The 26772-nt window shown below is 62.1% G+C and carries 35 protein-coding genes and 1 tRNA gene; 22 read left to right on the top strand and 14 right to left on the bottom strand.

Annotation, left to right across the window (positions count from 1 at the left end):
• The first annotated feature begins 10 nt into the window (after positions 1-10).
• Positions 11-544: a YdcF family protein gene (locus tag PMI02_RS11940; RefSeq protein ID WP_007682914.1), complete on the top strand. Its 534-nt coding sequence runs from the start codon at positions 11-13 to the stop codon at positions 542-544.
• Positions 544-1290 (top strand): 1-acyl-sn-glycerol-3-phosphate acyltransferase, encoded by a 747-nt coding sequence (locus PMI02_RS11945; RefSeq protein WP_007682916.1) that lies wholly within the window; start codon positions 544-546, stop codon positions 1288-1290. Before PMI02_RS11940 ends, PMI02_RS11945 begins: the two co-directional genes overlap by 1 nt.
• A 38-nt stretch (positions 1291-1328) precedes the next feature.
• On the opposite strand, the gene PMI02_RS11950 is transcribed toward PMI02_RS11945, so the two are convergent.
• From PMI02_RS11950 to PMI02_RS11960, 3 genes are all read right to left on the bottom strand, one after another.
• Complete coding sequence (locus tag PMI02_RS11950; RefSeq protein ID WP_007682918.1) at positions 1329-2126, bottom strand: transglutaminase family protein; 798 nt, start codon at positions 2124-2126, stop codon at positions 1329-1331.
• A gap of 102 nt (positions 2127-2228) precedes the next feature.
• Positions 2229-3152 (bottom strand): prephenate/arogenate dehydrogenase family protein, encoded by a 924-nt coding sequence (locus tag PMI02_RS11955; protein WP_007682920.1) that lies wholly within the window; start codon positions 3150-3152, stop codon positions 2229-2231.
• Positions 3149-4261 (bottom strand): histidinol-phosphate transaminase, encoded by a 1113-nt coding sequence (locus PMI02_RS11960; RefSeq protein ID WP_036503581.1) that lies wholly within the window; start codon positions 4259-4261, stop codon positions 3149-3151. Before PMI02_RS11960 ends, PMI02_RS11955 begins: the two co-directional genes overlap by 4 nt.
• A 101-nt stretch (positions 4262-4362) precedes the next feature.
• Between PMI02_RS11960 and PMI02_RS11965 the strand changes: the two genes are divergently transcribed.
• Genes PMI02_RS11965 through metW form a run of 3 tightly spaced genes read left to right on the top strand, consistent with a single transcriptional unit; the run spans position 4363 to position 6523 of the window.
• Positions 4363-5472, top strand: a complete 1110-nt coding sequence (locus tag PMI02_RS11965) for a homoserine O-acetyltransferase (protein ID WP_007682924.1) — start codon at positions 4363-4365, stop codon at positions 5470-5472.
• Positions 5469-5915, top strand: a complete 447-nt coding sequence (locus PMI02_RS11970; protein WP_007682926.1) for a GNAT family N-acetyltransferase — start codon at positions 5469-5471, stop codon at positions 5913-5915. Before PMI02_RS11965 ends, PMI02_RS11970 begins: the two co-directional genes overlap by 4 nt.
• Positions 5912-6523: a methionine biosynthesis protein MetW gene (gene metW, locus PMI02_RS11975; RefSeq protein WP_007682928.1), complete on the top strand. Its 612-nt coding sequence runs from the start codon at positions 5912-5914 to the stop codon at positions 6521-6523. Before PMI02_RS11970 ends, metW begins: the two co-directional genes overlap by 4 nt.
• A 28-nt stretch (positions 6524-6551) precedes the next feature.
• On the opposite strand, the gene PMI02_RS11980 is transcribed toward metW, so the two are convergent.
• From PMI02_RS11980 to PMI02_RS11990, 3 genes are all read right to left on the bottom strand, one after another.
• On the bottom strand, positions 6552-7181 hold the full coding sequence (locus PMI02_RS11980; protein WP_007682930.1) for a LysE family translocator: 630 nt from the start codon (positions 7179-7181) through the stop codon (positions 6552-6554).
• Between the two features lie 96 nt (positions 7182-7277).
• Positions 7278-7664, bottom strand: a complete 387-nt coding sequence (locus PMI02_RS11985) for a VOC family protein (RefSeq protein WP_007682932.1) — start codon at positions 7662-7664, stop codon at positions 7278-7280.
• 53 nt (positions 7665-7717) lie between these two features.
• Entirely contained in the window at positions 7718-8104 is a 387-nt protein-coding gene (locus PMI02_RS11990; protein WP_007682934.1) for a VOC family protein, read from the bottom strand.
• Between the two features lie 204 nt (positions 8105-8308).
• Here PMI02_RS11990 and PMI02_RS11995 point away from each other — a divergent pair, with 204 nt between their 5' ends.
• Positions 8309-8980, top strand: coding sequence for a glutathione S-transferase family protein (locus PMI02_RS11995; RefSeq protein ID WP_007682936.1), 672 nt, complete (start codon positions 8309-8311; stop codon positions 8978-8980).
• 152 nt (positions 8981-9132) lie between these two features.
• Here the strand turns inward: PMI02_RS11995 and PMI02_RS12000 are convergent, their stop codons facing one another.
• Positions 9133-10107: a complex I NDUFA9 subunit family protein gene (locus tag PMI02_RS12000; protein WP_007682938.1), complete on the bottom strand. Its 975-nt coding sequence runs from the start codon at positions 10105-10107 to the stop codon at positions 9133-9135.
• Positions 10108-10345: 238 nt separating this feature from the next.
• On the opposite strand from PMI02_RS12000, the gene PMI02_RS12005 reads away from it, so the two are divergent.
• The 4 genes from PMI02_RS12005 to PMI02_RS12020 all read left to right on the top strand — a co-directional run bounded on the left by PMI02_RS12005 (position 10346) and on the right by PMI02_RS12020 (position 13460).
• Positions 10346-10432 (top strand) — tRNA-Leu (locus tag PMI02_RS12005).
• Positions 10433-10609: 177 nt separating this feature from the next.
• A complete protein-coding gene (locus PMI02_RS12010; protein WP_007682940.1) occupies positions 10610-11521 on the top strand; it encodes an integrase arm-type DNA-binding domain-containing protein in 912 nt (303 codons plus the stop codon).
• Between the two features lie 212 nt (positions 11522-11733).
• Entirely contained in the window at positions 11734-12405 is a 672-nt protein-coding gene (locus tag PMI02_RS12015) for a DUF6088 family protein (RefSeq protein WP_007682943.1), read from the top strand.
• A gap of 2 nt (positions 12406-12407) precedes the next feature.
• Positions 12408-13460, top strand: coding sequence for a nucleotidyl transferase AbiEii/AbiGii toxin family protein (locus PMI02_RS12020; RefSeq protein ID WP_007682945.1), 1053 nt, complete (start codon positions 12408-12410; stop codon positions 13458-13460).
• A gap of 506 nt (positions 13461-13966) precedes the next feature.
• On the opposite strand, the gene PMI02_RS27070 is transcribed toward PMI02_RS12020, so the two are convergent.
• The 3 genes from PMI02_RS27070 to PMI02_RS27080 form a co-directional block, all read right to left on the bottom strand.
• Positions 13967-14497, bottom strand: a complete 531-nt coding sequence (locus tag PMI02_RS27070) for a hypothetical protein (protein ID WP_157222487.1) — start codon at positions 14495-14497, stop codon at positions 13967-13969.
• A gap of 117 nt (positions 14498-14614) precedes the next feature.
• On the bottom strand, positions 14615-15115 hold the full coding sequence (locus PMI02_RS27075; protein ID WP_157222488.1) for a hypothetical protein: 501 nt from the start codon (positions 15113-15115) through the stop codon (positions 14615-14617).
• 585 nt (positions 15116-15700) lie between these two features.
• The gene (locus PMI02_RS27080) at positions 15701-16039 is read right to left on the bottom strand and encodes a hypothetical protein (protein ID WP_157222489.1); all 339 of its coding nucleotides are present in this window, start codon (positions 16037-16039) and stop codon (positions 15701-15703) included.
• 199 nt (positions 16040-16238) lie between these two features.
• Here PMI02_RS27080 and PMI02_RS27085 point away from each other — a divergent pair, with 199 nt between their 5' ends.
• The 11 genes from PMI02_RS27085 to PMI02_RS27100 all read left to right on the top strand — a co-directional run bounded on the left by PMI02_RS27085 (position 16239) and on the right by PMI02_RS27100 (position 22021).
• Positions 16239-16421: a hypothetical protein gene (locus PMI02_RS27085; protein ID WP_157222490.1), complete on the top strand. Its 183-nt coding sequence runs from the start codon at positions 16239-16241 to the stop codon at positions 16419-16421.
• A 185-nt stretch (positions 16422-16606) separates the two neighbouring features.
• Positions 16607-17302 carry a hypothetical protein gene (locus tag PMI02_RS12030; protein ID WP_007682947.1) on the top strand — a complete coding sequence of 232 codons (696 nt, stop codon included), beginning with the start codon at positions 16607-16609 and terminating at the stop codon, positions 17300-17302.
• A gap of 41 nt (positions 17303-17343) precedes the next feature.
• Entirely contained in the window at positions 17344-17940 is a 597-nt protein-coding gene (locus tag PMI02_RS27090; protein WP_162130157.1) for a hypothetical protein, read from the top strand.
• A gap of 715 nt (positions 17941-18655) precedes the next feature.
• Complete coding sequence (locus PMI02_RS28370; RefSeq protein WP_007682951.1) at positions 18656-19075, top strand: Arm DNA-binding domain-containing protein; 420 nt, start codon at positions 18656-18658, stop codon at positions 19073-19075.
• Between the two features lie 345 nt (positions 19076-19420).
• Positions 19421-19579, top strand: a complete 159-nt coding sequence (locus PMI02_RS28375) for a hypothetical protein (protein WP_369751228.1) — start codon at positions 19421-19423, stop codon at positions 19577-19579.
• Between the two features lie 50 nt (positions 19580-19629).
• The gene (locus tag PMI02_RS28380; RefSeq protein WP_369751229.1) at positions 19630-19929 is read left to right on the top strand and encodes a tyrosine-type recombinase/integrase; all 300 of its coding nucleotides are present in this window, start codon (positions 19630-19632) and stop codon (positions 19927-19929) included.
• A gap of 127 nt (positions 19930-20056) precedes the next feature.
• Entirely contained in the window at positions 20057-20347 is a 291-nt protein-coding gene (locus PMI02_RS12045; protein ID WP_007682955.1) for a helix-turn-helix transcriptional regulator, read from the top strand.
• A complete protein-coding gene (locus PMI02_RS27705) occupies positions 20344-21114 on the top strand; it encodes a HipA N-terminal domain-containing protein (protein WP_007682957.1) in 771 nt (256 codons plus the stop codon). The genes PMI02_RS12045 and PMI02_RS27705 overlap by 4 nt, the downstream gene beginning before the upstream one ends.
• Entirely contained in the window at positions 21111-21302 is a 192-nt protein-coding gene (locus tag PMI02_RS28180) for a HipA domain-containing protein (RefSeq protein ID WP_007682960.1), read from the top strand. Before PMI02_RS27705 ends, PMI02_RS28180 begins: the two co-directional genes overlap by 4 nt.
• 50 nt (positions 21303-21352) lie before the next feature.
• Positions 21353-21625 carry a hypothetical protein gene (locus PMI02_RS27715; RefSeq protein WP_202948626.1) on the top strand — a complete coding sequence of 91 codons (273 nt, stop codon included), beginning with the start codon at positions 21353-21355 and terminating at the stop codon, positions 21623-21625.
• 96 nt (positions 21626-21721) lie between these two features.
• Positions 21722-22021: a hypothetical protein gene (locus PMI02_RS27100; RefSeq protein ID WP_157222492.1), complete on the top strand. Its 300-nt coding sequence runs from the start codon at positions 21722-21724 to the stop codon at positions 22019-22021.
• 217 nt (positions 22022-22238) lie between these two features.
• Here PMI02_RS27100 and PMI02_RS12055 read toward each other — a convergent pair whose 3' ends face one another.
• The 4 genes from PMI02_RS12055 to PMI02_RS27105 form a co-directional block, all read right to left on the bottom strand.
• Entirely contained in the window at positions 22239-23090 is an 852-nt protein-coding gene (locus tag PMI02_RS12055) for a nucleotidyl transferase AbiEii/AbiGii toxin family protein (RefSeq protein WP_007682962.1), read from the bottom strand.
• Complete coding sequence (locus tag PMI02_RS12060; protein ID WP_007682964.1) at positions 23083-23757, bottom strand: hypothetical protein; 675 nt, start codon at positions 23755-23757, stop codon at positions 23083-23085. The genes PMI02_RS12055 and PMI02_RS12060 overlap by 8 nt, the downstream gene beginning before the upstream one ends.
• 677 nt (positions 23758-24434) lie before the next feature.
• Positions 24435-24698: a hypothetical protein gene (locus PMI02_RS12065; protein ID WP_007682968.1), complete on the bottom strand. Its 264-nt coding sequence runs from the start codon at positions 24696-24698 to the stop codon at positions 24435-24437.
• Positions 24699-24735: 37 nt separating this feature from the next.
• A complete protein-coding gene (locus tag PMI02_RS27105) occupies positions 24736-24975 on the bottom strand; it encodes a hypothetical protein (RefSeq protein WP_157222493.1) in 240 nt (79 codons plus the stop codon).
• Positions 24976-25698: 723 nt separating this feature from the next.
• On the opposite strand from PMI02_RS27105, the gene PMI02_RS12070 reads away from it, so the two are divergent.
• Positions 25699-26772, top strand: a 1074-nt coding sequence (locus PMI02_RS12070) for a glycosyltransferase family 61 protein (RefSeq protein ID WP_007682969.1), incomplete at its 3' end; no start/stop codon positions are given.

The raw sequence follows: 26772 nt of genomic DNA on the forward strand, positions 1-26772 counted from the left end.
ATAGACTTCCATGTTCCGCCGCTTCGTCGCCTTCATCGTGCTGGTCTGGCTCTTCGGGTTCCTGTGGTTCGCGGTCGCGCTGCCCGGCCCGTTGCCCGCGAACCTGCGGACAGATGCGATCATAGTGCTGACGGGAAGCTCGGGCCGGATCGAACATGCACTCAAGGTGCTGGAAGCCGGCAAGGCGCCCGACCTACTGGTTTCAGGCGTCGACCGCGAGGTGCGCCCGCGCGAGTTCGCGGTGCAGTTCCATGTGCCCGCGCGCCTGATGCGCTGCTGCGTGACGCTGGGCTACCGCGCCTATGACACCCGCTCCAACGCGATCGAGGCCGCGCAGTGGGTGACCGAACACGACGCCAAGTCGGTGCGGCTGGTCACCGCCGACTGGCACATGCGCCGCGCCGCGCTGGAACTGGCGCGCGAAATGCCCGCCGACGTGCGGATCGAGCGCGACGGGGTGCCCTCGCGGCCGAGCCTGGGGGCGCTGTTCCTCGAATATCACAAACTGCTGGCACGCGCCGCGCTCAACCTCTGGGGACGATGATGACTGAAGCTGGCCCGAAGGCCGGGCGCGCCGGGCCGAACACGGTACTGGGCGCCGCGACCCCGTTCGACGTGTTGCGCAGCGTGCTGTTCTACGCGGCGTTCTACCTGGGCTCGATCCTCTATGTGGGGGTGAGTTTCCTGGCCGCGGCGTTCGGCGACGAGCCGTTCCGCCGCGTCGCGCGGGGCTGGAGCCAGTACCACCGCTTCTGCGCGCGCTACCTGCTGGGCATCCGCGTCGTCGTCGACGGGGTGATGCCCGAGGAAGGCGTGCTCGTCGCCATCAAGCACGAGAGCTTCTTCGAGGCGATCGACCTGCCCGCGGTGATGCAGCGCCCCGCGCCGTTCCCCAAGGCCGAGCTGACCGAGATTCCCGGCTGGGGCTGGGCGCTGCGCCGCTACGGCGCGGTCGTGGTCGAGCGCGGCGAGGGCGCCAAGGCGCTGCGCAAGATGATCTCCAGCGCGCGGGGCCTCGCCGCGCAGGGGCGGCCGCTGGCGATCTTCCCCGAAGGCACGCGCGTGCTCACCGGGCGGCGGCCGCCCCTGCAGTCTGGCTTCGCGGGGGTCTACAAGCTCCTCGCCATGCCGGTGGTGCCAGTGGCGGTGGACAGCGGGCGGCTTTATCATCGGCGCTGGAAGAAGCCAGGCGTCATCACCATGCGGGTGGGGGACCGGATCGAGCCGGGACTCCCGCGCGAGGAGGTCGAAGCGCGGGTCCATGCCGCGATCAATGCACTGAACGTGTGAGCCCCTGTCTTCCCCGGTCGAGCCGGGGGAGACGTGATTCAGGCCGGAACCAGCTCGCTGACCTCGACCGATTGCGACTGCATTTCCACGTCGCCGAAGCTCGACAGGAACGAGACGTCCGCCGCATCGCGGCCGACGCCGATCTTGGCGATGCGATCGGGCGAACTCATGCCGGTGGCGTCGACCATGTGCCAGGCTCCGTCGAGGAACACTTCGGCCACCGCGTGGAAGTCCTGCGGCTCGACGCCGAGGCCGTAGACGCTGGCGAAGCGCGCGGGGATGGCGCTGGCGCGCACCAGCGCGATCATCAGGTGGGCATAGTCGCGGCACACGCCCCGGCCGCTTTGGAAGGTGTCGGCGGCGGTGGTGAAGGCGTCGCTGGAGCCGGGCTCGTAGGTAAGGGTGTTGGCAAGGCGGTCGCGGATCGCGGCGACACGGGGGCCGCCGCTGAGATGGCCGAACTCCTGCTCGACGAAATCGTGGAAGGTGTCAGAGGTCACGTAGCGCGAGGGCATGAGATAATCGACTGTCTCGCCCGGCAGCAGGTGGGTGGGCACGGCGGGCAGGGTGGCGACGTCGGCCAGCATGCGCTCGACCGAGACCTGGGCCTCGTAGCGGATCTGGAGCGGCGCGGCGGTGCGCAGCCAGATCCGCTCGCCGATGTCGGCCTGCGCGGAAACGCGGGCGAAATGGTCGAGCGGGGGAAGGTCGATGCGGGCCTGGAGCACGTGCTGCTCGGGGATCATCGCCGCCTCGATCTGGAGCAGCACGTCGACCGGTCCCCGGTCGGGCTGGCGCAGCGCGTAATCTAGGGTGGTGACAATGGAAAGCTGCATGGGGTACGTCCTTGAGCGGGGTTTCTCCGGTGAAATCCCGAGAAGGGCCGGGGCTCCCTGCCTACCCGAAATATACCGCCGTGCCCGATTGGACCGGCGATATCAGCCGTTCTTTGCACCTTCGTGATCGCCGCGGCCGAAGTCGGCGCGGGCGTCGTCCTGGCCTTCCTCGATGATCGAGCGGCGGATCGCGCGGGTGCGGGCGAACTGGTCGAACAGCGTGTCGCCGTCACCGACGCGGATCGCGCGCTGGAGCGCGGTCAGGTCCTCGGTGAAGCGCTGGAGCATGGTCAGCACCGCCTCCTTGTTCGACAGGAACACGTCGCGCCACATCGTCGGGTCGGAGGCGGCGATGCGGGTGAAGTCGCGGAACCCGCCGGCGGAATACTTGATGACCTCGCCCTGTGTCACGTCCTCGAGGTCCGAGGCGGTGCCGACGATGGTGTAGGCGATGAGGTGGGGCAAGTGGCTGGTCACCGCGAGCACGAGGTCGTGGTGCTCGGGCGTCATGATCTCGACGTTGGCGCCGAGCGCTTCCCAGAAGCCGACCAGCTCCGACAGCTTGATCATGTCGACCTTGGAGGGCGGAGTGACGATGCACCAGCGGTTGCGGAACAGGTGCGCGAAGCCCGCGTCCGGGCCCGAGTTCTCGGTGCCGGCGACGGGGTGCGCGGGGATCACGAGATGGCCGGGCAGCGCATCGCCCAGCGCCTTGGCGATCGCCTCCTTGGACGAGCCGACGTCGCTCACCAGCGCGCCTTGCGGCAGCGCGTCACGCACCTGCTCGGCGGCCATGCCCATGGCGCCCGGCGGCACGCAGAAGATCACCAGGTCCGCCTCGCGCACGGCCTCGGCGGGGGTATCGCACACAGCGTCGACGAGGCGGCGCGTCGCCGCGCGGGCGCGGTGTTCGGGGCTGAGGTCGTAGCCGGTGGTCCGCACGCCGGGCAGGTATTCCCGCACCGCCAGCCCGATCGAGCCGCCCTGCAGGCCAAGGCCGATGATGGCGACGGTCGCGAAAGTCATTTCGCGCCTTCCGCCATTCCGCGCAGGGCCTCGGCGATCACGTCCATGTCCTTCGGCTTGCCGATGGTGATGCGCAGGGCCTGCGGCAGGCCCTGTCCGGGGAGCCAGCGCACGATGTAGCCCCGGTCGGCAAGTCCGTCGAACGCGGTCTCGGCGGTGAGCGCGCCTTCGAACAGGATCAGCACGAAGTTGGCCTGGCTCGGCAGCGGGCGCAGTCCGTGGTTACCGAGCGCTTCGAGTTGCTCGACGAAGCGGCCGCGCTCATCGCGGTTGTGGACGCGGCTGGCCTCGACGAAGGCGGGATCGCCCAGCGCTGCAAGGGCCATGGCCTGTCCGGTCGCCGAGACGTTGAACGGCCCGCGAATACGGTTGAGCGTGGCGACGATGCCGGGCGCTCCGGTGCCCCAGCCGATGCGCTCGCCGGCAAGGCCGAAGATCTTGGAGAAGGTGCGGGTGACCAGCACGTTCCTGTGAGCCGCGGCCAATGCCAGCGCGCCGTCGTCGTCCTCGGGCGCGACGTATTCGCCGTAAGCCTGGTCGATCACCAGCAGCACGTCGGCGGGGAGGGCGGCGTGGAGCCGCGCGATCTCGCCGCCGGGGAGGTAGGAGCCGGTCGGGTTGTTGGGGTTGGCGACGAAGACCACGCGGGTCTTGTCATTCACCAGCGCCAGCAGCGCGTCGACGTCGGTGCCGTAGTCGAGGTCGGGCGCCACCACCGGGGTCGCGCCGCAACGGCGGGCGGCGATATCGTAGACCGAGAAGCCGTAGCGCACGTAGATGACCTCGTCGCCGAGGCCTGCATAACCCTGCGCGGCAAGGTTGAGCAGCTCGTCCGAGCCCGTGCCCATGACCACGCGCGCCGGGTCGATGCCGTGGGCCGCGCCGATGGCGGTGCGCAGGGCAGTGCTGTCGGGGTCCGGGTAGAGTGCCGGGGCCTGCGCGCGGGCGGCAAGCGCGGCGGGGCTGGTGCCCAGCGGGTTTTCGTTCGCCGAGAGCTTGATGAGCGGCTTGCCGTCCTTGCCCTTGGACTTGCCCGGCACATAGGCGTGAATCGCCTCGATCCAGGGCTTCGGGGTGGGGGCTTTGATGCGGGTTTCGGTTTCGCTCATGACGGGCGGCCCCATAACCCAGCGCGGCGCCTAATGACAGTGGCCGATTGCGGGGGCCGCATTGATTCCCTAATGGCGATACCCCACTTGGCGAAACGATCATGGCGACTGCCCCTATCATCCCCACCGAGAACAGGTTCCTCGATCTCGACATGCCGCTGATGCTGGACGGCGGGCAGAGCCTTGCCTGTCCGCGCATCGCCTACGAGACCTGCGGGACGCTGAATGCGGCTAAGGACAACGCAATCTTCATCTGCCACGCGCTGACCGGAGACCATCACGTCGTCTCGGACCACCCCAAGACCGGCAAGCCCGGCTGGTGGGTGCGCATGGTGGGTCCGGGCAAGCCGATCGACACCGACCGCTTCTTCGTGATCTGCGCCAACGTCATCGGCTCGTGCATGGGCTCGACCGGGCCGGCCAGCCTCTCGCCCGACGGCGAGCCCTGGGGCATGCGCTTCCCGGTCATCACCATCCGCGACATGGTGAAAGGGCACATCGCCGTGCTCGACGCGCTGGGGATCGACAGCCTCTACGCGGTAGTCGGCGGATCGATGGGCGGGATGCAGGCGCTGAGTCTGGCTGCCAACTTCCCCGAGCGCACCCGCGCGGTGCTGATCCTCGCCTCGACCGCGCGGCATTCGGCACAGAACATCGCGTTCCACGAGGTCGGACGGCAGGCGATCATGGCCGACCCGGCCTGGCGCGACGGCAATTACTACGCGTTCGGCAAGGGCCCCGAGAAGGGCCTCTCCGTCGCGCGCATGGCCGCGCACATCACTTACCTGTCCGAAGCGGGGCTGACCGAGAAGTTCGGCCGCCGCCTGCAGAACCGCGAGGAGAAGACGTTCGGTTTCGATGCGGACTTCCAGATCGAATCGTACCTGCGCTACCAGGGGCTGGCCTTCACGGACCGCTTCGATGCGAACTCGTACCTCTACATCACCCGCGCCATGGACTACTTCGACCTTGCCGAGGAGCACGGCGGGTTGCTCGCCAATGCCTTCGCCAGATCGAAGGCGCGCTACTGCCTCGTCAGCTTCGACACCGACTGGCTCTACCCCACCGCTGAATCGCGCAACGTCACCCATGCGCTCAACGCGGCGGGGCTGCCGGTCAGCTTCGTCGAGCTGTCGGCGCCTTACGGGCACGACTCGTTCCTGCTCGACGTTCCGGCGCTCGACCGCGTGGTGGAAGGCTTCCTGGGATGATCGAACTGTCCGACGACCCGGTGCGGATCGACACGGCCTGTGTCCACGGCTGGCTGGCGTCGAGCTACTGGAAGCCCGGCATCGCGCGCGAACAGGTCGAGCGCCAGAACGCCGGCTCGCACTGCCTCGGCGCCTATCACGCCGACCACGGGCAAGTCGGCTTCGCCCGCGTCATCTCCGACCGCGCGAGCTTCGCCTGGCTGGCGGACGTATGGGTGGACGAGAGTGCGCGCGGGCAGGGCCTCGGCCGCCGCATGGTGCGCTGGTTCGTCGAGCATCCCGACTACGTCACTGTGCGCCGCTTTGCGCTCACCACCGCCGACGCGCACGGCGTCTACGCCGCGCTCGGCTTTACCCCGCTGATGCGGCCCGAGCGGCTGATGGAGCGGCTCTCGCCCCAGTTCGCCGCCCAATTGGCCGGTACGCTGGAGGCCGCCCCATGAACGCGCTGCACCGCGCAGGACTGCGCCCCGACCTCACCGTGATCGCCGACAACGTCGCGCGCGGATCGAGCGTGCTCGATGTCGGCTGCGGCGACGGCACCCTGCTCGCCGCCCTGCGAGATGGGCAGGACTGCCACACGCGCGGCATGGAGATCGATGCCGCCAACGTCGGGCGCTGCGTTGCGCGCGGGCTATCGGTGATCCAGGGCGACGCCGACAAGGACCTCGCCTTCTATCCCGACAAGTCGCTCGACTACGCGATCCTCAGCCAGACGCTGCAGACCACGATGCGGCCCGACAAGGTGCTGGAGGAACTGCTGCGCATCGGCCGCAAGGCTTTCGTCAGCTTCCCCAACTTCGCGCACTGGCGGGTGCGGACCTCGCTGCTGTGGAACGGGCGGATGCCGGTGACGCGGCTGCTGCCGGTTGGCTGGTACGAGACGCCCAACATCCACCACCTCACGATCAACGACTTCCGTGCGCTGGTGAAGGAGCGCGGCATCACCGTGGAGGGCCGCTGGTTCCTCTCGGGCGACCAGAACTGCAGCGCGGCGGCAGCCAACTTCCGCGCCGAACACGCGGTGTTCCTGCTCTCGCGCGGGGATTGAGGGGCGGGGCTTCTGCCTGCCCCGGCGCTCAGGACGGGCGCGTCTTCAGCAGGGCCAGCCCGAAGCCGATGAAGATCACGCCGGAGGCCCGGTTGAAGGCCCGCTTCACCGCCGGGCGGGCGATGTGGCGCGACAGCGAGCGGCCGCCCCAGGCATAGACGGCGTACCAGCCCATCTCGATCACTGCGAACGTGCCTACCAGTACCGCGAACTGCGGCGCCTTGGGCAGCGCCGGGTCGATGAACTGCGGCAGGAAGGCGGCGGCGAAGAGGATCGCCTTGGGGTTGCTGATGCCTACCGCGAACCCGCCCCTAAACAGCGCGAGGATCGACGGCGTGGCGGGGAGCTCAGCCTCGCCCACGTCGAGCGGGGCGACGCGGCTGCGCCAGGCCTTGATGCCAAGGAAGATCAGGTAGGCCATGCCCGCATAGCGCAGCACCTCAAATGAGCCCGGCAGCGCCAGCAGCAGCGTGGTCAGCCCCGCCGCGGACGCGGCAAGAATGGTGACGAGCGCCGCGAGGCACCCCGCCATCGCCGCCGTGCAGCGCTTTACGCCCATCTCGACGCTGCGCGACAGGATGTGGAGCATGTTCGGGCCGGGCGTCCCCGAAAGCAGGAACACGGCGCCGGCGAAAAGCGACCATGCATGAAGCGTCATTGTTGCGTCCTCGGTATCGTCAGGCGGCCGCAGATACCGAGGTCGGCGTGATCGCGATACCCGTCAGTTGCGACTGCCCGGCGAAAAACGGGAGCGTCAGCCCATCGACAGGCCGAAGTAAGCGCCCAGCTTGTTGCCGTCCGGGTCGCGCAGGTAGGCGCCGAAGGCTCCGCGCGCCTGGGGCTTGGGCTCGGGCTCGCCCTCACTGGTGCCGCCATTGACGAGGCCCGCCGCGTGCCACGCCTTGACCGCGTCCTCGTCCGCCGCCTCGAAGATGATGGTGCCGCCGTTGGCGTGGGTCGTCGGCTCCCCGTCGCGAGCTGGGCCGAGCAGGAAGCGCACGCCGCCCAGGTCCCACATCACGATCGGGTACTGCTCCGGCGTCGAACAGGGCGCGAGGCCGAGCGCGCCGAACGTGGCGTCGTAGAAAGCGCGGGTCTTCGGCAGGTCGTTGGAGCCGAGGCGGATGGACTTGAGCAGCATGGTTTTCTCTCCCGGTTATAGTCGTTCAATACCCCTGAATCACGGTGTCTCGGTCATTGGCCCGGCGCGTGGAGCGCGCAGAGCTTGTTGCCGTCCGGATCGCGCAGGTAGGCGAGGTAGAGCGGCCCAAACGCGAACTCGCGGATGCCCGGCGCATCCTCGCAGCTGGCACCGCCCGCCGCGCAGCCGGCGGCATGCCAGGCTTCGACCTGCTCTGGGCTCTCGCAGGCGAGACCGATGGTGCCGCCGTTGGCGAAGCACGCGGCCTCCCCGTTGATCGGCGTGCAGATCATGAAGTTGGCGCCCTTGTGTGCATAGGCTAGTCGGCCCGCTGCCGGGTCGGACATGATCGGCGCCGCGCCCAGCACGGCGAAAGTAGCGTCGTAGAAGGTCTGGGACCGGGCGAGGTCGTTGCTGCCGACGGCGATGTGGCTGAACATGAAAGTCTCCCTGGGATGGCGGCGCGTGCCGTGCGGCGGGAGACTGTCGCCGGCCCGGCGTGAGGTCAATTACGGCCCGTTGCGTCGCGGCGATATTTGGCGGACGCTCCGACCGTCGCAGCCGCGAGACTTATCCACGCGTTTAGCCCCCGCCCCGAATCCCCGTCGGTGGACGCTGTCCCCCGGCTTTGGCATCGAAACCGCATGTGGCACATCTATCAGTTTCCGCTCTGCCCCTTCAGCCGCAAGGTTCGGCTGCTCATGGCCGAGAAGGGCATCGCCTACGAACTCCAGACCGCCCGGCCGTGGGAGGGCGAGGACCGGCTGTTCGCGATGAACCCGGCAGGCCGCACGCCCGTCATCCGCGAGACCGAGAAGGGCCACGTCCTGTCGGACAGCCGCGCGATCTGCGAGTATTTCGAGGAAACCGTCGAGCGTAGTCCGCTGATCAGCGGCACCGCCCAGCAGCGCGCCGAGATCCGCCGCCTGATCGCGATGTTCGACGAGAACTTCCACGCCGATGTCTCAGGCCCGCTTTTGCTCGAGCGCATGAAGAAGCGCCTCGTGCTGCGCCAGTCGCCGGATGCCAAGGCGCTGCGCGAATCGATGAAGCTCGCGCACGACTATCTCGATTACATCGACTACCTGATCGACAACCGCCCCTGGCTTGCCGGCGCGACGATGACGCTCGCCGATCTTGCCGCCGCCGCGCAGATTTCGGTGGCGGACTACTTGGGCGGTCTCGACTGGTCGAGCCATGAGCAGGCCCGCGCCTGGTACCTGGTGATGAAGTCGCGCCCCTCGTTCCGGCCGCTGCTGAGCGAGCGCATGGAAGTGATCCAGCCGCCAAGCCACTACGCCGAAGTGGACGGCTGACTTTATTCCTCCAGATGCGCGGAAGGGCGCATCTGGAATGCTGCACGGGCCTGCTCCCCCGGCCGGCCACCCACAGAGTACTGTTGTGGGGCGGCCCGGTGAGGGCGCGGGCCGGTGCCGTAGAATGGGCGAACCCATTCTCGAACGGATGCTTACGCCGCGTGCTTGGCGCCGAAGCGGCCGTGCTTGCGGAAGCGCACCATCCAGCGGTCGAGGAACAGCCCCAGCGGGCGCGGCGTGACGCCGAGGTCGGCGATGCCGGGCAGCGTGCCGCTAGCGACGCTGCCGGCCTTCAGCAACTTGAACTGGTCGGAATTGATCGGTGCACCCGGCAGCCAGCCGGTGGCGCTGGCGATGAGGCCGGACACCATGTCGGGCAGCTGCGCGAAACTGCGCGAGCGGCTCTGCGCGGCGGCGATGCGTTCGTTGAATTCAATCATGGTGATGACCTCGGGGCCGGCGACCTCGTAGGTCCGGCCGCCATGCGTCTCGGGATCGGCGAGGGCATTGCCGATCGCTGCTGCCACGTCGTCGACGAACACCGGCTGCAGCTTCGCCTGCGGGGCGAACACTGGCAGCGCTGGCATGCGCGAGATCAGTTCGGCGAACATCATGACGAAGCGGTCATCGGGGCCGAACATCAGCGAGGGGCGCAGGATCGTCGCCTCGGGGAAGGCGGCGCGCACGGCGTCTTCGCCCTCGCCCTTGGTGCGGGCGTAGTCGATGTCCGAGCGCGCATCCGCCCCGATCGCCGAAATATGGACGAAGGCGCTGACGCCCGCTACCTTGGCGGCAGCGGCGATCGCGCCGGCTCCCTTGCCCTGCACGGCGTCGAGATTGCCGCCGAACGCGCCGACGAGGTTCACCACCGCGTCCGAGCCCGCCAGCACGGCTGCGATTGAATCGGGCTTGGTTACGTCGACCCCGGCGAACTGGACCTGGCCCAGGTTGGCCAACGTCCGGATCGTGAAGGCCTTCTTCGGATAGCGGCTGGCGATCCGCAGGCGAGCACCGCGCGCCAGCAGTTCCTGCGCGAGATGCCGACCGACGAAGCCGCTGCCGCCCAGGACGGTGACGATCTTGCCGTAAAGGGCGTTCGTGGTGTCGATAACGGGGCTGGGGCTCATGGTCAGAATTCGGTCCTTCCGTCGCCGCACGGGGCGACTATCCCGCGCTGCAGCACATTGAAATCGCCCCTGCCACAAGGCCGGGGCAGGGGCAACCGGCCAGTTCGCCTCGCATGTAAACCTAAGCAATCGTCCGCAGCGAAAATTGTTGCGCCTTGCAGTGTTGACAAGCCTGCGGCCGCTGCGTAGAGGCGCCCTCCTACCCAGCAGGGACGGCGCTTCGCCCCCTTGCTACCGTGCCCAGATGGCGGAATTGGTAGACGCACCAGCTTCAGGTGCTGGCGCTCGCAAGGGCGTGGAGGTTCGAGTCCTCTTCTGGGCACCACTGACGCCTCTGGATTCGTCCAGAGGCGTCCGGTAAGCGGCCGGTTTCACAGCATTTTCCGACAGAGAATCGCCAGACACCGTCCGGCGAAATCCAGCTAAGGGCAACAGCAGCGACCACAAAATGTGGTCCTTTTTGTTGCCCTCGGATCGACCCGGCCTTGCTGGGAAAACGACCATGCTGACCTACATTCAGATCAACGCCGCCAAGCCTCGAGCGAAAGCCTGGAACCTCTCCGATTCCCAAGGCCTCTATCTCGTTATCCAGCCGAACGGTTCGAAGCTATGGCGCTTCAACTATCGTTTTCTGGACAAACAGAAGAAGCTTCATCTTGGGGGGTGGCCAACACTAAGCCTCGCAGATGCGCGTGCCCGACGTGACGAAGCCAGGAAGAAGGTTGCTGAAGGGATCGACCCGGCGCTTGAGAAAAAGCGCGCGAGGATCGCCGCCAAGTATGCCGCTGCAAACACTTTCGAGGCGGTGGCGGAGGAATGGCTCGTCAAATGCGAGCGAGATGGCCTCGCCCCAGTAACGGTAGACAAAATCCGCTGGCTGCTCGCCAAGGCCTACCCGGTCATCGGCAGTATCCCCATCGCGCAGATCACCCCGCACGAAGCTCTTGCAGTCCTGCGCAAGGTCGAAGCCACCGGCGCCTATGAAAGCGCGCGGCGCATGCGAAGCGTGCTGAGCCGCGTCTTCCGCTATGGCGTCGCGACGGTGCGATGCGACAAGGATGTTGCCGCGGACTTGCGTGGTGCAATCGCCTCGCCAAAAGTCAAGCATTTCGCCGCCATTACCAAGCCGTCGGAGGTCGGTGCGCTGCTGCGGGCCATCGACGGATACAGCGGTCACAAGGTGACGGTGATGGCGCTGCGCTTGTCCCCGCACGTGCTGCTCCGTCCCGGCGAGCTTAGGCAAGCCGAATGGACCGACATAGACTTCGACGAAGCCATCTGGTTCATTCCTGCCGAACGTATGAAGATGCGGCGGCCGCACCGGGTGCCGCTGTCCCGTCAAGTGATCGCCATGCTTAAGGAACTGCATGAGCACACCCATTGGTGGCGATATCTTTTCCCCGCTCTTGTTTGAGAAATCAACCGCTTAGGCGGCGCCTCAGAAAGCTCTTCTGAGTCCGTGTTCGTCTATCAACGTCCACGTTCGTCCAGCTATTTCCGACATGGCGCTGCGTTCCGACGCCGCCAGCCCCTCTTGTGATTTGTCAGAAATTCGCGTCATGTATCTGACAAACTAATTGTGGTTTGTCAGAATTGCGTATACACGCTTCTGACAAAGGAATTGCCATGCGCGGGCCGGGTCTCGATCTCAAAAGTGCCATAACGAGCCGGATGGTCTCCGGCGGCGTGCCTTCGGTCTGGACGCCGCAGGACTTTCTCGACCTCGGTTCTCGCGATGCCGTCGACCAAGTGCTCCATCGACTGACCCGCAACGGCGAAGTCCGCAGGATTGCCCGCGGGCTTTATGACAAGCCGAAACTCAACTCCCTCACGGGCAAGCCCACGAATCCCGATCCGCGCACTGTCATCGATGCGCTGGCTCGCCGGGACCAAGCCCGTATCCTCGTCGATGGCGTAACCGCAGCCAACGATCTAGGACTCTCCGATGCCGTCCCTGCTCGTATCGTCGTCCACACGGACGCGAGGTTGAAGCCCATCACGCTCGGCAACCTCAAGATCGATTTCAAAACCACTGCGCCAAGTCGGCTTCATTGGGCTGGGCGACCAGCGATGCGGGTCGTGCAGGCCCTGCATTGGTTGCACGACGCCGGGGGCGATACCGATCCGGATGTTGCCAAGCGTCTGCGCAACATCTTCGCCCACCCCGGTCACGGCGCCGACATCGTCAACGACCTTCAGACCGATATGCTGACGCTCCCGCTCTGGATGCAGAATCTCCTGCGCGATACGATGCCGGCTACCGCGTCAGCCAACCGTCCGAAGACCAAGCGAGCATGACAATGAATCCCGCTTACGCCCAGTTCCTTGCGGCCGACCCGACGGATCGACGGGATGTGTTTATCGGCGCCGGGCAGCGGCTCGGCACTGCGCCCCAGAATATCGAGAAGGATTTCTGGGTCTGCTGGACGCTCGATGCGCTTTTCAATGGTCCGGCGTCCCACGGCCCGCGCTTCCTGTTCAAAGGGGGCACGTCGCTGTCGAAGGGCTTCGGCCTGATTCAACGTTTCTCCGAAGACATCGACATCACAGTGTTTCGTGAAGACATCGGCCAAGATGCAAGCGTCGAGGCGCTGGAGGAGATGTCCGGTAAGAATCGACAGGCAAAGCTCGACGCCATCAAGGCGGCATGCCAGGCCTTCATAGGCGGAGACCTGCTCGCCCAGCTTTCGAAGACTCTAGCCGATGCAGTTGGCGAGGGCATGGCAGGCGCGAAGGTCGAACTCGATCGGGACGATGAAAGCGCCCAGAGCATTCTCCTTTGGTATCCAAGCGTGACCGCCGAGTCCGATGGCTACATCCGCAAAGCCGTCAAAATAGAATCCGGGGCCAAATCCGCTCTCGACCCTCATGCCCGCCACAGCGTCATTCCCTATCTCGCTGACGATCTGCCCGCCCTCGATCTGACGGTTGCCAACGTGACCATCGTCGATGCGGAACGCACCTTCTGGGACAAGGTCGTCATACTCCATGGCCTGCGCCGCTGGTTCGACGCCCGGCAGGTTCTGCGTGCGGGTGGCCAGCGCGTCTCGCGCCATTACTACGACGTGCACCAACTGATGATCGCCGGAACGGGCGCTTCAGCGATGGCTAACCCCGCGCTCGGCAGGGATTGCGTCGCACACGCCCGGATGTTCTTCAACAGCCGCGACCTTGATCTTGCCCATGCTGAGCCCGGTAGCTTCTCCCTGATGCCGACCGATGCGATGATCGCTGACCTTCGCCGCGACTATGGTGCCATGGCCGGCATGATCTTCGGCGATGTGCCCGACTTCGATGACGTTCTCGCAACCGTCGAAACGCTCCAGCGCTCGTTGAACGAACCGGCTGCATGATTACCACCTAGGGCATCGCTCATTGTCCGAAATTTGTGGGTGTATTTCGGACATGAGCAGCCGAATGCCAAAAGGACTCGAACCATCCCGTCATTCAGGTGCGAGCTGGTTTACCGGCGTCCAGATACCCAATGATTTGAATGGCATGGCACGGTCCAACGATGACCTTCTGAGGCATCTCATTCGTCACCGCAGGGGCCATCGGTGATCGGCGCTTCGTGGCTATGTCCGACCAACTTATGCCATTCCGGCTTGGAGCCGCGTATGTCGGGTTACCCTAAAACCCGCCATTCGGGTCTGCGCCCATTATCGTCAGACAGCGGCTCATCTTCGTTGCTCGGAAGCGGTCGTTCGTTCAGGTTGGACCGGCCCGTCTGACAATAGAAAAGCTGCCCGTTGGCAGACGCCCCAACCACAGCATTCCGCATAGGGTCATCCGTCCCTCAACGGAACTGATCCCTTGAAGTATGCACGGATAGAGCCGAATACTTTGAAACCTGAAAGTGCTATCGAGTAACACTATGGTCAGTACCTCCTAGTGGTACGCGAAGGCGTCCGTTCGCTTTAGCTAATTCCTGTGCCCTTCGGGCGACGTCGTTAGGCGACGACAGTGGCTGATCGAAATAGAAGGCAGTAGGACCCTCGGTAGGATACGTCACGGGGATCAACGCGACCTGGGTGATCCTTTCTCCACGCTTCCAGTACTTTTGCTGAAGACCGGAAACTCCGCATATTGGAGGCGGAGTAATAACACCTTCCTCGTCCACGCCAAGTTCTCCTTTGGTTCTGGAAATCAGGAAGGTGCCCCTGTTATGGTCACCAATGTAGACTTTAATCGCTTTGATGATCTCGGGCTTGTGCCTACGTGCGTCAAAACCCTGAATGACGATGCCGTCGATCACGACGCCGGAGTTCGCAATTCCTTGCGCCCGCTGTTCTTGTTCCCTCTCTTGGTCATAATTCGGTATCGAACATGCCTGCGCGGGCACATGGCCGGTGAGGAAGATCGAGAGCGATACCAAAACCTGTTTGAGCACGAGGGCCGACCTCCACTGAGTAAAGGTCCCAACGGTGTCACGTTTCGCGGCAACTAACCACCCAAAATCGCCGATCAGCGACGTGCCTGACACGCCCCTTAGCGGTCATTGTCGCGCTCACCGCGCTTTTGTAAATGAGCGCCAGTAGCTACCGCTTTCCAAAAAACGCACTTCGTTTATGAGTTTCGAACTGCTTATACTGTACCTCGAAGCTCGCGCCCAATAACAGCAGTCCGATATAACCCCCGGCCGGTACGGGGCAATGCTGCTGACGGTTTCCGATATTAGCACGCTGCTTGGGTCAATTGCTGAGTCAATTTTGGTGATTGACCATTTTTCCGATATTTTTCGAGCGATCACCAGCCACTCTGCTTTACTGCCAGCTAACAACTTCTCATTTGAGTAGACTTTAACGTCGTCGGCAAACAGAGAAGCATATTGATCGAATGTTGCTGGCGTGAGGGTATCGGAAATTTTCGACGCAAGTTCGGTCACACCCGGCGGCGGGGGCGGTGCAGGTGCGGCGAATGTCACTGAAGGCATCGCGCAATAGCTAGGATAGACACAGACCAGCGCATCATAGACCTCCTTGTAATAGGTACTCAGAGTAAACCGCATGCCGAGAGCGGCAAGCAAAACCGATCCCTGAAAAGGCGTCTATCCGGTCTCGCCCCTTCCGGCCCCTCAGGACGCCGAGGGACCCGCTCGATAGGGGCCTGTCCGGTTTCCGCTGCTTCCCAAGAAAAACAGCCTGATCGGAGACGCCCCCTTGCAGACATTTGGGGGTGAGCGCAGGATGGACCCACAAATGGGGGATCACGTGATAGGACAATCTCGCTTGGATAATTCGACAGCGCTATCTGTCGCATTGCAGCTTGTAGTGACGTTCTTGATTTCCGCCACTTTCGCATGGCTGGCTTGGATATTTGGATTCAAATCGGGACTTCACGTGGTATGGATGCTTATACTGCCACTCACAATCGGGGTCTTCTTCAATCGCGGGCTCAGGCGGACGAGGATGATGATCCTGTTGCCGGTGGCTTCGTTCATGGGCGTCGGATTGGTAGCCAATCTTATCGGATATGGCTGAGGGCAACGTCCGCTTGCCACCCTTCTTTGCCGTTCACGAACGCAAAAAGCGTTCCCGAAGGCGGAAAGGCAGCTTACGCCCCTAAGTGGCCGTCGCATGACTCACGACGCTCTCTATTTAGGTCGGTTCGCCCAAAAGAAATGTATTCTCCAGCATAAAAGAGAAAGTGGAATGAACGATATCGGCACAGCTATTATTACCTTCGCTATCGGAGCTATAAGATCGGTATTCATTACAAACGATGATATCAACGAAGCAAAAATCGATCCACCGATATAGTATGAATCTAATATGTCTGCCTTATGTTTGCTCCATAGTAATGCTGCTACATCGTCTTTTTTATTCTCTTTAGATAGCCCCAGCATATAGCGGCACCACTGCGCATATGGCCCGGTGTAACCTACAACGATATAAAATGCCGCCATGGCGAAGAAAAAAATCGTATAACTCATTCCCACACCATTTGTGTTTTGAGGATTTCCATATGCGGCTTTCCGTGGTCAGCTATATAGGCGGACTGTCCGAAAGCCCACAGAGCTGCGTGTGGACACGCTCTAGATTGGAAGGGCAGATTGCACGATATCAGTCCGAAAGCAGCTCGGCGGCAGCCGCCCCATTGCAGAAGTCGAATATCACAGCCATTCTCTTGGCATGAAGATTGCCGAACGCATCCTGTATGCCTCCGCTGGCGCACACTGCGCAGCCGCTTTCACGGGATTAGCCGTTGATTGGCGAACATTCTATTATGGCTCGTTGATGACTGGCTCACTCTCTGCACTCGTCCTGTTTGTTTCTTGGTTCCGGCAACGTCGAACGGCTTCCGAGGGCAACTAACCACCCATCTAAGCCATTAATCGACATCGTGGCGAACTCGGAAAGCGGAATGGCGGCGTTGCAACGTTTTTATCTCGAAAGTGCCCGGCTAAAAACGCCCTGCGGCTCCCTAGTTGACATAGCTATACCGCAGCGACAGAAATGATTGAGAAACGGGGGGCACCCGCTTCGTATTGGGGGCAATCATGAAAAAAATCGTTCTCGCCGCGAGCATGTTCGTAGCTCTTTCCGCTCCGGCATTTGTAACGCCGGTAGCGGCCAAACAGCGTACCGTCATCGAACAGCTGCCAGCTGAGATTGTGGATCACAACTACATCAACGGCGTGAAGGTCATTGTGGCAGATACGGCCACAAAGAAGATGGCAGAACTGGAAGCCAAAGCGACCGAGAAGCGGGCTGAATCAGGACTTGCAGCCTACTCCGAAAGCGAAAACACCATTCCGGCAGATCAGTATTCCGGTGTGCCTTTTGCCGCGATGATGCCTGCTGTGATGCAGGACGTCACGCGTAAGTGGGGGCTGACCCAGGAACGTGGGGGCAAGGCGCTAGATCTTGTCGTGACCATCGAGAACATCAAGACCGCCAATGCCGGAATGGCTTTGCTAATGGGCAGCAGCGACGAGCTTTCGGGAGAAGTAGCGGTCGTCGATCCGGTCACGCAGGCGCAACTCGGCAGTTTCTACGTGCAGGTGGTCAATAGCCATGGCGGTCTTGCGGGATTGGCCATGCGCGGCAGCGGCATCCGAGAGAAGCTCGTTGAGGAGTTCGCGCTGGAAAGCTCACGCATTCTCACCGGCAGCACGAAGAAAGACTGGAAAAAGCGTGTCAAAGCGGCCGATAAAGCCGCTGAAGCTGCCTCCAAGTCTTCCACGGGCGCTTGATGTCGGCCCTTAATGCAGGCCGATCCGTCGCCCTCCTTCGGGTGGGCGGCGCAGCCGCGGTTCTGTTCGCGATGCTCTCAACTTGCCCAGCAAACGCACGGACGGTCGAGTACCTGACCGACATTTCCGCAATTGATGCGGCTGCCCTCGACCAAGGAATTCCCGGACCGTTCTCGCCTGCCCTCGGTCCAGGGCCGAATATTGCGTTGGAAACGCCTACCGCTGCGGACCATCGGGTGATCACCGCCAGCATATACTGTCAAGCTTACCACATCGAGAACCCCGTGTCGGTTCTGCTCCAAGACCTTGTCGCCCAAGCCAGCCACTCGCCGTCCTTGGCTGCCGAGGGCACGACGTTTCCTAACGTTTCTCTTCGCTTGACGTCGGGTTCGACTCTGCTCCGTTGCATGGGCAAAAGCGATCTCCAGACTGCGTGCAAGAACCGCGTCCGGCTAACGGCTGAAGCAATCGTCACAAAGGCAGATGGTTCGATAGTGAAAACTCCGCTGGTCGCGCAGGTTGAGCGACCGGGGCGCGTGGGGGGCTTCTGCGGCAATATCGCGCGCTACACAGGGATCGTGACCAGAGAGGCCGCGATTGACCTTATTTCCCAAGCAAGGCTGCTTGCCGCAAAGTAGCAATCGATGTCCGCTTTTTGTGCGAGATAGAACTCCCACATTTCGCTGAGCGCCAAGCTAAATGCCGGGGGAGAGCGCTGACCTGCGCTCCCCCGCGACATGGCCGTTGACCTGCCCCCCGGCAGTTGTGGTCGCACCCCACCCCGATAGACGACAGGCAGCTATCTGCTCCTCCGTTCCATAAGCCGTCAGTCCATAATCGGCCAAGAATTGCCCATCCTAGGCCGATTGCCGCAAAACCGCGAACGTCCGCGTTCGCCGAAACCTGCCGCTCATCTGCATGATGATCACGAATGGCGGGTTTGTCCCAGGCCCGGACGCGCATCAAAGAACGCAGCGACCAGAGGCGACCCGTCCATCTACGTCCAGCCTTTTCCACAAATCGAAAGCATGCTAAAGTTGCTCCCGGCGACTTCGCAAGTCTATGATTTTACTGCGAAATCAATCGCTTAGGTCGCCCGGCCGAAAGCTCTTCTGGGCACCATTTCCCCTCTCAGGGGATCCCAAAACCATCGACAAATTGGCGGATTTCCGCCACTTTGTCCTTGGTTCTGTTTCAAATCATCCGAAGCGATCTGGGGCCATCTCACCCCGTTTGGGGCCATGGCAGTGGGCCATCATGCCCGCTGATTTTTCATGGCCCCATGGGGTCGGATGACGAGCCCCGCCGCTTCGGAAGCGCTGGACCGGAACCACCTGAAAAGGAGGAATGGTTATGGCTCTCGCCGATGTTGCAATTCGCGCCCTCCAGCCGCGCGACCGGGTCTACAAGTGCGCAGACGCCCGTGGCCTCTACCTGGAGGTCCACCCCAGCGGTTCAAAGCTCTGGCGCTACAAGTACCGCCATCTGGGCAAAGAAAAGCGGATCGCGCTGGGCCGCTATCCCGACGTAGGGCTCGGCGATGCCCGGCGGAAATGCGACGAGGCGCGGCTGATGGTGGCTGACGGCGTCGATCCGGGGGCGGAACGCCGCCGCAGCAAGCTGGTTGCGCGGTATCAGGCCGCCAACACCTTCGGGGACGTGGCCAGGGAATACATCGACAAGATGGTCAACGAGGGGCGGGCCACCGCGATTACGAGGAAGGCGAACTGGTTGCTCGAACAGCTGGAGCCGATATCGCTCGCCGATAGCTGACCTCAAGCCGGTCAACATCTTCAGCGCGCTCAAGCGCATGGAGGCGCGGGGCAAATATGAAACGGCACGCCGCTGCCGTTCTTTCGCCAGCCGGTATTCCGCTATGGCGCGGCGACGGGGCGAACGGAAACCGATCCAACCTCGGTCCTGCGCGGCGCCCTGATCGCGCCTAAGCCCAAGCCCAAGCCCAAGCCCAAGCCCAAGCCCAAGCCCAAGCCCAAGCCCAAGCCCAAGCATCACAGTGCCCTGCTGGAGCCGGAGGCGGTTGGCGATCTGCTGCGGAGCATCGATGCCTACTCGGGCCATGGCGTGACCCGCCTGGCGCTCCAAATGGCCCCACATCTCATGGCCCGTCCTGGCGAGCTGCGCAAAGCGGTATGGCCCGAATTCGACCTCGAGAACGCGGTCTGGCATATCCCGGCCGAGCGAATGAAGATGTGTCGTGCTCATTCGGTTCCGCTCTCGCGTCAGGTGCTCGACATCCTGGCACATTTGCAACGCTGACCGGGCCAGACGGGTTCGTCTTTCCGGCCTTCCACACCTCGCGGCGGCCCATGAGCGAAAACACGATGAACCAGGCATTCCGGCGAATGGGCTATTCGGCCGCCAAACTGACCGCCCATGGCCTACGCACTACTGCGTCGACGCTGCTCAACGAGAGCGGGAAGTGGAGCCCCGACGCCATCGAGCGCTCTTTGGCCCATGCCGACAAGGATACGATCCGCGGGACATACAATCGGGGCCGGTACTGGGATGAACGGGTCGCGATGCACCAGTGTTGGAGCGACTATCTCGATTCACTTCGCGATGGCGGAAAGGCAGTTTCCCTTACGGCGGGTGAGGTTACCGCCTGATGGCGTCGGCCCGTCGTACTCGAGCAGCCCTGTCGTATTTCTCTTGTGAGTGAACGGTATCATCGATACGAAGTGAGCGTTCGGTGCTATTTTCACAGAGCCACCGATTGCTCACACGAGGTCTCGAATGCTGGTTCATACTCCGGAGGAAATCGGCACGTTCATTCGGGACCGACGCAAGCACCAGAAACTGGGCCAGTCGCAGCTTGCTGCCTTGATCGGCGTCAACCGCCGCTGGGTCATGGAAATCGAGGGCGGGAAGCCACGTGCCGAAATCGGGTTGGTCATGAAGGCGCTTGCTGCCCTCGGAGTCGAAATCCGGATCGGCACCGACGGGCCCGCCGCCCCTCAATCGAACGAGCTTGAGCCCGTCGACATCAGCTCGATCGTCCGCAACGCACGAGGTCCGTCATCTTGAGCAAGGAACTCATCGTATTTCTGTCTGGACGCCCGGTCGGCCGGGTAACGCAGAATGAACGCGGCAAGCTCGAGTTTGTCTACGATGCGGTCTGGCGGGAAACGCGGGGGAGTTATCCGTTGTCGCTGTCCATGCCGCTTGCCGCCCTGGAACATCCCCACGAAAGCATCGAGGCCTACATCTGGGGACTGCTCCCCGACAACGAGCTCGTACTGGCCCGGTGGGCAAAGAATTTCCAGGTGTCGGCCCGCAATGCGTTTGCCCTGATCTCGCAGGTTGGCGAGGACTGTGCGGGCGCGGTGCAGTTCGTGCGACCTGAGCGTGTCGAAGCCGTCCTCGAAGGTGGAGGCGACGACATTGCGTGGCTTGATGAGGCCGGGATCGCCGAGCGCCTGCGCGCCCTGAAATCCGATCATTCGGCATGGCGTCGCGCTGGTGACGTCGGCCAGTTCAGTCTGGCCGGGGTGCAGCCGAAAACGGCGTTGCTGCTGCAGGCCGGGCGCTGGGGTGTGCCCAGCGGGCGAATTCCTACGACCCATATTCTCAAGCCTCCCAGGCATGATTTCGACGGGCACGCGGAGAACGAGCATTTCTGCCTCGCCCTTGCCCGTGCGCTCGGACTGCCTGCGGCGACGTCGAGAGTCGTCCGCTTTGGCGACGAGGTCGCCTTCGTCACGGAGCGGTACGATCGTCAGGTCACGGCGCGCGGCGTCATCCGGGTCCACCAGGAAGATATGTGCCAGGCGGCGGTATCTTGCCGACTATGAAATACGAAAATGAAGGCGGACCCGGAACCCGCCGGATCGTCGAACTGCTTCGGCAAAACTCCAGCGAGCCGGACGAGGATGTAGGGACGTTCGTCGACGCGATCGCGTTCAACTGGCTGATCGCGGGGTCCGATGCGCACGCCAAGAATTACTCGATGCTAATGCCGGGGCCGGGCAGGTCCGGCTAGCGCCTTTGTACGACGTTGCCAGCATCCTTCCGTACGATGATTTCGACCCCATGCGCATCAAGCTGGCGATGAAGATCGGCGGAAAATACCGACTTCGCGAGATCTCGATGCGAAACTGGGAAAAGTTGTGCGAGGAGGTCGCCCTCGATCCGGTAAAGGTTTTCGGGCGAATTCGGGAAATGGCGGCGCGGTTACCCGGCGAAGCAATGAAAGTTCGTGGTGGGATGCAGGCTGCCGGTATGAATCACCGTCTCGTTGATCGCCTGACCGAGTGCCTGAAGATCAACAGCTGGAAGTGTGCTGAGCTGCTGACGAGCGCATAGATCGCAACTTGATCCGGTCACGACGACGAAGACTTCTGTAATCTGTACCGGCGGTTGTCGTATTTAACGGGCTGGAGTCGAGATATCCGACCTGGGATGCACGGTTCGATTACGAAATCCGCGAGCTGTATGCTCGGAAGGGGCGTTTCATCGAATGGCTGGCAGCATTACCTGAGCCGCGCGCATCGGCTCGATAAATCATACTGGCCGTCAGTGATCGCGCGCATGCTGTTGTTTGAGGTTTTTGGCGCGGTGCCGATGATCGGCTTCAATCTGGCGGGATATGGCGCCACGTCTGTTGAAGATAAGATGATTATGGATACGAAGAAGGGGGCTTTAGTATCCGGTCCGCCGATTTTCAGACCACAAAATATATTACACTCTTCGCCCATGTAGAAGATTTTTTTGTGATCATGCACCTGTCCAGATCGCCGATTTAGGCGACTGTTTCGCAAGCATGCTTTGGACCTTCGGCGACAGTCTGGTTTGCAATGGAAGCGAGGTTTCCATTTCTGCAACAAGGCGGTCGGTTTTGGCAGGATCATCTATCATTGCAGATGGACCGCTGGATGACTGAAATGCCGATGCCGACCCATATTTTCGGACAAAAGAGTCATTCCCCGACCATTTTTTCAACTTTCGCGAGGAAGAAGCGGTCGCTCCATAATTCCAACGACTTTGCCTCCGCCGGGCGCAGGAAGCGCCTGACATCATCGGCGGCGGCCTTCCAGTCGATAGCGGCTATATTGCTCCGCAACGTGTCCGCCAGCCATGCCATGTCGATCTCGAGATCTTCCTCCCCTGCCCATGGGCCTGCCTGGATGAGGGCAGCCTGGAGATGCGTCAACTTGGGAGACACCCCTTTTGAGACATACCAGGAGAAATCATACCAATCCCTGCCCTTCAGATAGCCCCGACAAAGCAGCGCGTGGATTTTCAGCGCGAAGTTGGAAGGAAGATTCTGATGCCGCACCTCGTAATCGGAAGGAAAATCGAGAAAGGTGGTGGCTTCGCCTGACCCGGGCGGCGGATTAGTGTCAATCTCCAGCTTGATCTTGATCGTCCTGCGGCGTCCCGTGCCTGCGAAGGTCAGATCGAGCTGACTCGCGATGGACTCATCCTTGAGCACGGCTTCCCGAACCGCCCTGTCCATCCTCTCCTTGGGCTGGGCATCGAGCTTCAACCCGAACTGGGCGAATACCTCGACCAGAATTTTGAGATAGGGAGCCCAGTCGAACTCGGGGTTCGGTGACCGGAGCATGAAATCGAGGTCTTCGGAAAATCTGGGCAGGCGGTGCAGAATGCGCAGGCTGGTGCCACCCTGGAAAAGAGCGATATCAAAAAAATCGCCACGCCAGAGCGCATAGAGAGCAATCTCCTGGACGATTTCCTTGGTCGCATTCTCTTCCTCAACTGCGTTGGTCGCTCCATACTGGCGGAGCTTATCCTGAATAATTTCAATCATCCGTCAGACGTCCTTTGGTCGTCAGAATGGCCTCTTCGAGTGAACGGAGGAACACGTTGGCGGCCTTGTGCTTGTAAACGGGCCGGAGCGCGATGAAATCCTTGCGCCTGAGCGATCGCAGCCGGTCCTCGTCGATCCGCATGCCCTGGGTGAGCCAGTCCAGACCTGCCCAATGCTCTTTGCGCAAAGCGACAAGATCGATCAGTGCTCGTAAGGGTTGCGCGACAAATGCCGTGAGCTTGCCGAACTTTTCACGATCCACGCTCGCTAGGAATTGGTATTCTTGGAGTGCAAGCGGGTGAAAGCTGAATCGCCCGAGGGATGGCGTATCATACGTAATCGTCTTGCGGCCCGGTGAAACGCTAGCCGTGGTGAAAACAGCCTCTGGAATCCAGCCATGGTGGGCCAGGGCTGTTTCAAAGGAGATATAGCTGCCTGGCAGGAGCGCCTGCGCCACGACAAAGGGATGGACGGCATCGTTACTGCTTCGCCGGCCCAGCATATAGGTGGCCCGTTTGAGACGGATCAACGAACCGTCCTTTAGCGCCCTGTGTACCAGAGCATAGCGGCGGGCATCGCTGCCACCCAGAAGCTCACCAAGCTGGCCTTCGCTGAAGATCCGTTCAGCAAGGCTTGACTGTGTGACCTGATCAGCAAGTGCGCTCATAAAATTCGAGATACTTCCAAATTGTGGAAGTTTCAAGAATTTCTTGAAACGGCGTGAGCGGCCTCTGTATGTCTACACAGACTCGTCAATTCAATTGCCAACGTTCATGGTTTTGGAAGCTTGAGGATTCACCATTCAAACGGAAAGTCCCGGCGTTGTGACGGTTCTCGAGAGATTCCGAATTTCTGCCTCAGAATAGCTCGTTTTTGGGTCCTTTCATGGGCGCGCCTGACAATTGCGGATGCAACTGCCGAAGCAACGCTTTTGCCACGTTCGTCTCGAGCTAGCGAACGGGACGGCTGCGCCGGCCCCGCAAGCCGCAACACACTTCGTCCGTTGAAGGGTAAGCGGGCCTCATAACAACGCACAAGAGCAAACAAGCTGGGTAAGTGTTTTGGATCGGTACGAATTACGATTGCAGCACGGCGTCTAGGGTGGCCGCCGGGGCGAGCGCGGTAGAGGTCGCGCTCCACCGCGCTCGCTTATCGCCGCGGGAACGCTGCCCTTCTTCCCAGCGGCGACAATCAACCCGGGAAGAAACTGCATGACCGGTTCAAGTTCCGGCATCCCGATTTGACGCTCAGAGAACTCTGGATGCGCTCGGGTGGGCAGCTACGCCGGTAGCGGGGATCTCCGTAACCGGGATAGGGCGGGGGTTTCAGGCAGTTCCGCTAGTCTCAGGATGGCTTCGTCAGCGCTCGCTCGATCATGCTGACCCACACTGCTTCGGCACGTAGCGCGCCGATCGGTGTGCCCCCGAGATCCTCAATTTGACCGCCGGTCGCCACGAGATCCAGAGATGGATGCCGGATGGCTTCGAAGACCGCCCGGACCTCTGGCAGGTAGTCCTGCCACATCGACTTCGGGCCCACCTTCGCATCGGTGGCTTGACCATCGAGTTCGCAGAGAGCCCGTGCGGCGCGTTCGAGCGTGGTCTTCATGGAACCTCCCTGACATATTTCCACTTAAGCTGATCCCTCAGCATCGACCGCGCTCGTTCGGCACAGTCAAAGGCGTCCATCGCGGCGCAGCGCATATCCATCTCGTCACCAGGTTCCACAACGCTTCGCGCGTCTCTACGTCCGTCGCCAATACCGCGATCAGCGGCCCGCCCGCGGTCTGCCAAACCTCCAACCGCATTTCGAAGCCGACTTCATGTCGAACTCGGTATTTGCCACCCTCTACCTTGATGCACAGGTTGGTGAAGTCCTGTTTCATGAGCTAGCCATGGCGATAATCACTGCATTGCGAAGTTGGGACCAACCTATTTGCTCCATATTTGTTCCGAAATCGGTATGGCGTAGAAATAGCGATTCCCGCACCCTCTTTTCACCGAAGGAACCGACATGCGATCGAGGTGCTCGATGCTGCGCGCGTGGCAGCGAAGGACAAGTCGATCAAGCCGACGCCGGCTGTGTGCCTGGCCCTGCCCTGTCTGACGCTCAACGCCATGGCCCCCCGGCGCCGGTTTTCAGGCGCCGGTCACCGATCATACGCGACGATGGCGGCGGCCCGTGTCTAAATGGTGGAAGCGAGTGGATGAGACTGGCGATGGAAGCCATTAACCGGGTATGCGAGGTGTCACGGCGAGGTGTGGCGAGAGGCACAACCCATAGGGGGCACTCGGGTGCCTAGCCGCTGCGATAGGTTCGGACGATATCAGTAAATGAGCAAGAATTGGCGCCGCAACTTTTGCGCAAGCTTCGTTTGCATTCAGTTTAGTCTTCGAGAGGCTTCCCAAAGCTCCTGCTTCTGTCACCCGCCCCTCCAATTTGGGCCGTCCCCGTTCAATGTGATTAACTATGTTTCCATTCAGCAATCATCTGGAAATAATTGTACCTCTCGAAAGCCAAATGCTAAAGACGGAGTGGTCTTAATATTACGAATACTTCTTGCGCGTTGTGTGTGCTTGACTGGCATACGCACAGCCGGAGTATTTGCATGTATCTCTCCCAGGATTCGGCCCCGAGCGGGCGGACATTTGATCAAAAGTCGTCAGTCGCGCCTCGCATGTCGCTTCGGCCCGCCGCATCCGCGTTCAGCAAGCTGCTGCGTCGTCCCCGCGCCGAACTGATCTCCGCTGCCATCGAATCCTGGCAGATCGCACCCGGAACCGAAGTGACGGTGCGTCCGGCAATCTGTCTACCTGGCCAACTAGACCGTATACGTGGCTCGGAATTCGGTTCTGTGGAAGAGGTCCTGCGCGACTTCAAAGGCGGCTTCGCGTCGATGCAGGCCGCGACGATGGGCTACCGCCTGAAGAACGTGCTGCTCAGCGACGGCACTCTCTATGCCGAAGGCGCCGTTCGGCCCCTGCAGCGGCGCGCCAGATGGACGCCTGCGGCGCGGCCTGCTCGCGAGTTCGACACCGCGTCTATCTACGAAAGCTGGATGGGCAACCGCTGGTTTGGGTTATGGCTCGCAAACGACTGCCCCACTTATCGACTGGCAGAGGAAACCGGACACCCGTTCACCATCGGCCAGCGGACGGGCCATAAAGCCGATTACGAGGACCGGCTGGGCATGGTCCCGGAGCGTGGGTCGAGCGCATGGTTTCGCGAACTCCACGTCTTCGATGATGCCTCCAACAATCGGCACAAGCGTCGTCGCGCCGATGCCATTCGGAACCGGCGGGCCCGTGATGCCATGCCCGACCACCCGGGCGTGTTTCTTCTGCGGGGCAATACCGGGGATCCGCGCGTGCTGCGTAACGAATGGCAAATCGCCGAGCGGCTTGAACGCACACGCGGTTTCCAGATTATCGATCCCAGCTATGCGAGCGTCGATGAAATCGCTCACCTCTGCGCGAACGCCCGTGTCGTTGCCGGTGTCGAGGGCAGCCATCTCAATCACGGTTTCGCGGTGATGCCGCCCAAGTCCTGCGCCCTTGCCATCTTCTCGCCGACGCGGGCGGTTTCCGTAATGAAGATGCTGACCGACCGGCAGGAGCAGGATTTCGCGGTCGTCATCGGCGAAGGTTATGACGAGGCGTTCACCGCTGACATCGACGATATC

Origin of the sequence: Novosphingobium sp. AP12, assembly GCF_000281975.1 — a bacterium.
Taxonomy (GTDB): Bacteria; Pseudomonadota; Alphaproteobacteria; order Sphingomonadales; family Sphingomonadaceae; genus Novosphingobium.